Source organism: Neobacillus drentensis, assembly GCF_036966985.1.
Taxonomy (GTDB): Bacteria; Bacillota; Bacilli; order Bacillales; family Cytobacillaceae; genus Neobacillus; species Neobacillus drentensis_E.
In genome coordinates this window covers 1-5,882 of record NZ_JBALSN010000364.1, presented here as the reverse complement: position 1 = coordinate 5,882, position 5,882 = coordinate 1, and the positions used below count along the sequence as shown (strand labels likewise).

Sequence of the window (5,882 nt, the reverse complement as noted above, 5' to 3'; positions counted from 1 at the left end):
CAATTTTTGCATAGTCCATCAGCTTTTGGAAATACTTACAAAGGTGAAAAAAGGAGGGTTATAAATGGAAAACCAAGTAAATGGAGAGAATGATCATTCTAAAGATATACTAACCAACCGACAGGGACACCCTGTAACGGATAACCAAAATGTTCGAACTGTTGGAAACCGCGGACCTATGACGTTAGAGAATTATGATTTTTTAGAAAAAATCAGCCATTTTGACCGAGAAAAAATTCCAGAGCGCATCGTTCATGCGCGTGGTGCCGGTGCTCATGGATATTTTGAGTCCTACGGAACGATTAATGGAGAACCGATTTCGAAATATACGAGGGCAAAGGTGTTTACGAATACTGAAAAACAAACACCTGTATTTGTACGTTTTTCGTCCGTCGTTCATGGCGGGCATTCACCAGAAACATTACGCGACCCAAGAGGATTTGCGATTAAATTTTATACAGAGGATGGAAACTGGGATTTAGTAGGGAATAACTTAAAGATATTTTTTATCAGAGATCCATTAAAATTCCCCGATATGGTCCATTCCTTTAAGCCTAGTCCGGTCACGAACCTGTCAGATCCGGAGAGAATGTTTGATTTTTTATGTCAAACACCAGAATCCATGCATATGGTCACCTTTGTATTTTCTCCATGGGGGATTCCGGCAAACTACCGGCAAATGCAAGGCTCAGGTGTGCATGCGTATAAGTGGGTGAATGAAGAAGGAAAAGCGGTTCTCGTTAAATATCATTGGGAGCCAAAACAGGGAATAAAAAATCTAAGTCAACAAGAAGCAGATGAAATTCAAAGCAAGAATTATAGTCATGCGACTCAAGACTTATACGAAGCAATTGAAAAAGGTGATTATCCAGAATGGGAACTTTATGTTCAAGTCATGGAAGATGGAGAGCATCCGGAACTGGATTTTGATCCACTCGATCCAACCAAGCTTTGGTATAAAGAAGATTTTCCATGGCATAAGGTTGGAAGAATGGTCTTAAATAAAAATCCGGAAAATTACTTTGCCGAAGTAGAACAAGTAGCTTTTGGCACTGGTGTGCTCGTAGATGGCCTTGATTTCTCCGATGATAAATTATTACAGGGGCGGACCTACTCTTATTCTGATACCCAGCGGTATCGGGTGGGCACCAACTACTTACAGCTGCCTATCAATCGACCAAAAACTCATGTTGCGACAAACCAAGATGGAGGTCAAATGGATTATAGACAGGATTTCGGGAAGTTAAAAAATCCTCATGTTAATTATGAACCATCCCTTATTGGTGGACTAAAAGAAGCGAACAACCCTGGTAAAGAACATCAGCCACATGTGGAAGGAAACCTAGTGAGAGAACGAATCTCGCGTGAGAATAATTTTGGTCAAGCGGGAGAAACCTACCGGCGGTTTAACGACTGGGAGAAGAATGAATTAATTTCAAATTTATCGGGAGCACTTGCGGCTTGTCGAAAAGAAATTCAAGACCGAATGGTGGATATGCTGACACAATGTGTTCCTGATTATGGAAAGAGGATTGCAGAAGGAATAAAAATGGTTGGAAAAACTGTAGAATCAAAAATGGAAGATGCTGTAAAACAAGCTCAGGAAATGGGGGAACCTTCTGATCCGTATTAATAGTGGTCGAAATAACAAAGGGGGAACTCCCCCTTTTTGTTAATTTCAACCCATATCGTGGTCTTAACGCTCCATTAAACTATAACTCTTAAATTCAAGTTTCTTTGTCGTTTCCAGCTGGATTAATTCTCCTTGTTCCAATTGAATTCTTCTTAAAAATAGAGGTCCATCATAGACAAAAGTATGGTATTCACCCGCTTCCCCCATGGGACAAATAGTAGTTTGTTGTACATCTCGCAGGAAGGACTCATCTACAATTCTACCAAGCCAGGTGTCATTTAGAACATCTTCGCGTACACGAATTACAATTGCTTCATAACCCGATTGGACAAACTTACCTAGAGATGGTAAGGCTTCTTCCTTTTTCATCCACAATGGATACAGGGCCTCGACATCTGCAGCGGCTGCTACTTTTTCTCCCCATTCCCGATGTTCGTCTAAATAAAGATCTCCGTAGGCGATTCCCGTGACATTCAATTGATTTTTCAAGTATTCCACTGCGTTGACAAATTGACTTGTATAGTTTTCGTATGTACATTCGATAAAATGAACCGGTATGTTTAGAGCTTCACCTTGTAGTTTAATCATTTCTGTACGTTCACCATGTCCAAATGTTCGTCCAAGTTCTGTGGGAACAGTTGTAACCAAGCAGACCACTTCAAAACCCTGGGATATTAGAGTATCCAAGGCCATACAACAATCTTTTCCGCCACTCCAAGATAATGCAATTCTATTATTCAAGATTCATTCTCCCTCATTTAAGATATTTTCATCGTTTGTCATATTGCTATTTTATCATAAAAAAAGGCAACTGAGCCTAACCGGTCTCATCCAAAAAAGCAAAGAGAGGGTATGCTGCCCGTTACACCGAATTTTCGGCCTTAGTGGTAATCATAGAGAGGGTATGCTGCCCACTGCACCGAATTTTTGGTCTTGGCGGTAAACGTAGAGCTCGTATGATGCCCGTTATATTAATTTATTGGTTTTAGCGGTAATCATAGCGTAATAGTATGTCTCTTATGAAGTTATCACTACGAATGTGAATCCACTACATCCCTTTAATTCAGTACTTATTGCCTCTTGAATTTCAGATGAAAGATTTTAATTATACAAAATCGAATAATTTATTCAAAAAAGTATAAATTTTATCAATTATCTGATATAACTGTACTATCAAGAAGTTTACCTCGTTTTCTATTCAAAAATGAATAAAATATTGCTTGGTAAAGTTAAAGAAGGGAGGGGAATTTGTGAGTGATGAAAAAAAAGTTTGGAATGAAAGTGAAGCCATTCTTCATTCATTACAGGATGATATTTTAGTGACCGACACAGATGGGATTATTTTGAAGGTTAGTGAAGCAACCGAAGGAATCTATAATATGAAGTCCAAGGAAATGGTCGGTCGGTCCGTTTATGAACTCGAAAAAGAAGGGGTTTTTACACCGATTTTGACGCCGTTGGTTATTAAAGAAAAAAAGAAAATAACCCTGGTTCAAACGACTAATAAGGGGGAAAAGTTACTTGTAACGGGGATTCCCGTCTTCGATCAAAATGATAATTTAGTACGGATCGTCAGTTATTCACATGATGTTACCGAGTTACTTAACATGAAAAAATACTTAACGGACATCGAAGACGAAATGGAACGAGTGAAAAGTGAACTGGAAATGCTAAGAAATCTTCAATTTGATTCAGACGGAATGATTGCAACGAGTACGGAAATGAAAAAAGTACTTCAACTCGCCCTGCAAGTGGCTGAAATTGATGTTAATGTGTTGCTGCTGGGCGAAACCGGTGTAGGGAAATCACACATTGCTAAATTCATTCATAAAAAAAGTTCTCGGAAAGACGGCCCTTTTATCGAGGTAAACTGCGGTGCGATCCCCGAAGCGCTGTTTGAGGCAGAGTTTTTCGGATATGAGTCAGGGGCATTTACTGGTGCTCATTCAAAAGGCAAGATCGGGCTAGCTGAGCTTGCAGAAGGAGGAACCTTATTTTTAGATGAAATTGGTGAGTTATCGTTAGCCAATCAAGTGAAAATCCTCAAATTCATTCAGGAAAAGCAATTTTACCGTGTTGGTGGAACGAAGCTGCGAACGGTTGACTTTCGTATTCTTGCCGCAACAAATAGAGACCTAGAGAAAGCAGTGGAAGAAAAAATCTTTAGACATGACCTCTACTTCCGTTTAAATGTTGTACCCATTACCATCCCGCCATTAAGAAAGCGCTCAACCGATATAATCCCGTTAATTGAACACTTTTTAACGTATTTTTCTAAAAAGTATCACCGTGAACGAAGCCTTGATGAAGGTGTTTTGCATCTGTTATTTACACAAGAGTGGAGGGGAAATGTCCGAGAATTAATCAATTTAATTGAAAGACTTGTAGTTACTTCTTCGAAACAACTGATTGAAATCGAAAACCTGCCGCCTCATTTTCAAAGATCTTATCCTACCGAGCAGTCTGTTGATGACAATAATCGTTCATTGAATGAGATTCTGGATAGTGTGGAAAAGCAAGTGTTACTTAAGGCTAGGAAACAATACAAAACAACGATAGACATGGCAAAAGCATTAGGGATAAGTCAACCTTCTGTGTTTAGAAAGCTCAGAAAGTACGAAATAGATTGAAACTGGCATAAAACTTGCATAATTTTTAGGTGTGAGACACAAACGAAGCGACCACAAAAGCATCGAAAATCCTTATCAAAAGGGGGAAATTTCAAGGCGAAAAGAAAGGTGGTTGATTATATTTATACAACAATAATAAACGGTAATATTTCTAAATAGTATATTTTATGTATTTTTATAGTGATATTTGTATTTTTACTTGATGATAGAATATTGAGAAAATATATTGACATAAAGTAGGCAAGTATTTATATTTAAAGAATATTATTCATTTTTAAATAATTTATAAGGGATTCGGGGTGTAATATGAAAGTAACGGTGGGACCAGCTCAATATATTAGAAATAGTGGTTTACTAGAAGATGCGGGTAGGTACATAAAAAAATTTGGAAAAACAGCCGCTCTTATTGGAGGCCAGATTAGTAGAGGACTAGTAGAAGATTCATTAAGAAAGAGCTTGTCAGAACACGAGATTTTATTAAAACATTCGCTTTGGTATGGTGGTGAATCATCTCAGGCGAATATTGATCGATTAGTAGCCGACTTAAAGGATGAACAGATTGATGTTCTTATTACGACGGGTGGAGGCAAAGCCATTGATACAGTTAAAGCTGTTGCTTATCAACTTAACAAACCGTTAGTAGCCATCCCAACCATCGCAGCAACCTGTGCAGCAGCTACGCCTATTACCATCCTTTATAGCAATGATGGTGAATTTATTGGGATTGAACGTAAGTCGAAGGCACCTGAATTAGTCTTAGTGGATTCGGAAATCATCATGAACGCACCGGTACGCTTTTTAATCGCAGGTATTGGAGATACATTGGCAAAATGGTTTGAGACCAAATCCTCTGTGAAAAAAGCGACGCCTACCATATTAAATCAGACGGCTGTTGCGATAGCGGGACAGGTTTATCAGACGCTGCTTCAAATTGGGAAAAAAGCTGTCACATCTGTTCGAACCCAAACAGTGACAAAAGAGTTAGAAGATGTCATTGATACCATTATTTTAGTCAGTGGCAGTGTCAGTGGGTATGGCGGGGATGACTGCCGAACAGCAGGAGCCCATGCGATTTATTCTGGGTTAACGATTTTTCCTGAAGTCCATCATACCTATCACGGGGAAATTGTTGCCTTTGGGATTCTTGCACAGTTGTGTATGGAGAATACCTGTGAGGACGAACTGAAAGAGTTAATAAGTTATTACCAGGAAGTAGGACTTCCTTTTACTTTAAAGCAAATGGGAATAACGAACTTAACAGAAAGTCAGTGGCAGAAGCTTGGGGAAATTACCGTTACCATCGAGGATATGGCAAATATGCCATTTGAAGTCTCACCTGAAATGGTTATTGACGCTGTTCGCCAAGCTGACGAAATAGGAAATGGAATGTTATCAGGTGTCCTTCATTCTTGATTCTGTTTAATAGAGCAACGGATAAAAATCGGTATATTTTTAAAAAACAAGGGGGATTTTGAAGTGAAAAAGTGGTTATTGGTTATTTGTTCACTGATGTTGCTATTCGCACTAGCGGCATGTGGTAAAAAGGATGCGGCAAGTAGTACAAAGGATGGGAAGTCGACTGAGCCATTGAAAGTGACGCTGCCAACATGGACAGGGTA

4 protein-coding genes are annotated in these 5,882 nt (G+C 39.1%); 3 read left to right on the top strand and 1 reads right to left on the bottom strand.

Annotated elements, in window-relative coordinates; translation table 11 throughout:
• The first annotated feature begins 64 nt into the window (after nt 1–64).
• Nucleotides 65–1,633: a catalase gene (locus tag V7659_RS21990; protein ID WP_335542272.1), complete on the top strand. Its 1,569-nt coding sequence runs from the start codon at nt 65–67 to the stop codon at nt 1,631–1,633.
• Nucleotides 1,634–1,696: 63 nt separating this feature from the next.
• Here the strand turns inward: V7659_RS21990 and V7659_RS21985 are convergent, their stop codons facing one another.
• A complete protein-coding gene (locus V7659_RS21985; protein ID WP_335542270.1) occupies nt 1,697–2,374 on the bottom strand; it encodes a diphthine--ammonia ligase in 678 nt (225 codons plus the stop codon).
• 509 nt (nt 2,375–2,883) lie between these two features.
• Between V7659_RS21985 and V7659_RS21980 the strand changes: the two genes are divergently transcribed.
• Both V7659_RS21980 and V7659_RS21975 read left to right on the top strand, forming a co-directional pair.
• On the top strand, nt 2,884–4,263 hold the full coding sequence (locus V7659_RS21980; protein WP_335542268.1) for a sigma-54 interaction domain-containing protein: 1,380 nt from the start codon (nt 2,884–2,886) through the stop codon (nt 4,261–4,263).
• A gap of 306 nt (nt 4,264–4,569) precedes the next feature.
• Nucleotides 4,570–5,676, top strand: a complete 1,107-nt coding sequence (locus V7659_RS21975) for an iron-containing alcohol dehydrogenase family protein (protein ID WP_335542266.1) — start codon at nt 4,570–4,572, stop codon at nt 5,674–5,676.
• Nucleotides 5,677–5,882: the final 206 nt, after the last annotated feature.

Bases quoted from the DNA above. Each gene is read 5' to 3' on its own strand.
- V7659_RS21975 (WP_335542266.1), top strand. From the start codon at position 4,570: ATGAAAGTAACGGTGGGACCAGCTCAATATATTAGAAATAGTGGTTTA.
- V7659_RS21990 (WP_335542272.1), top strand. From the start codon at position 65: ATGGAAAACCAAGTAAATGGAGAGAATGATCATTCTAAAGATATACTA.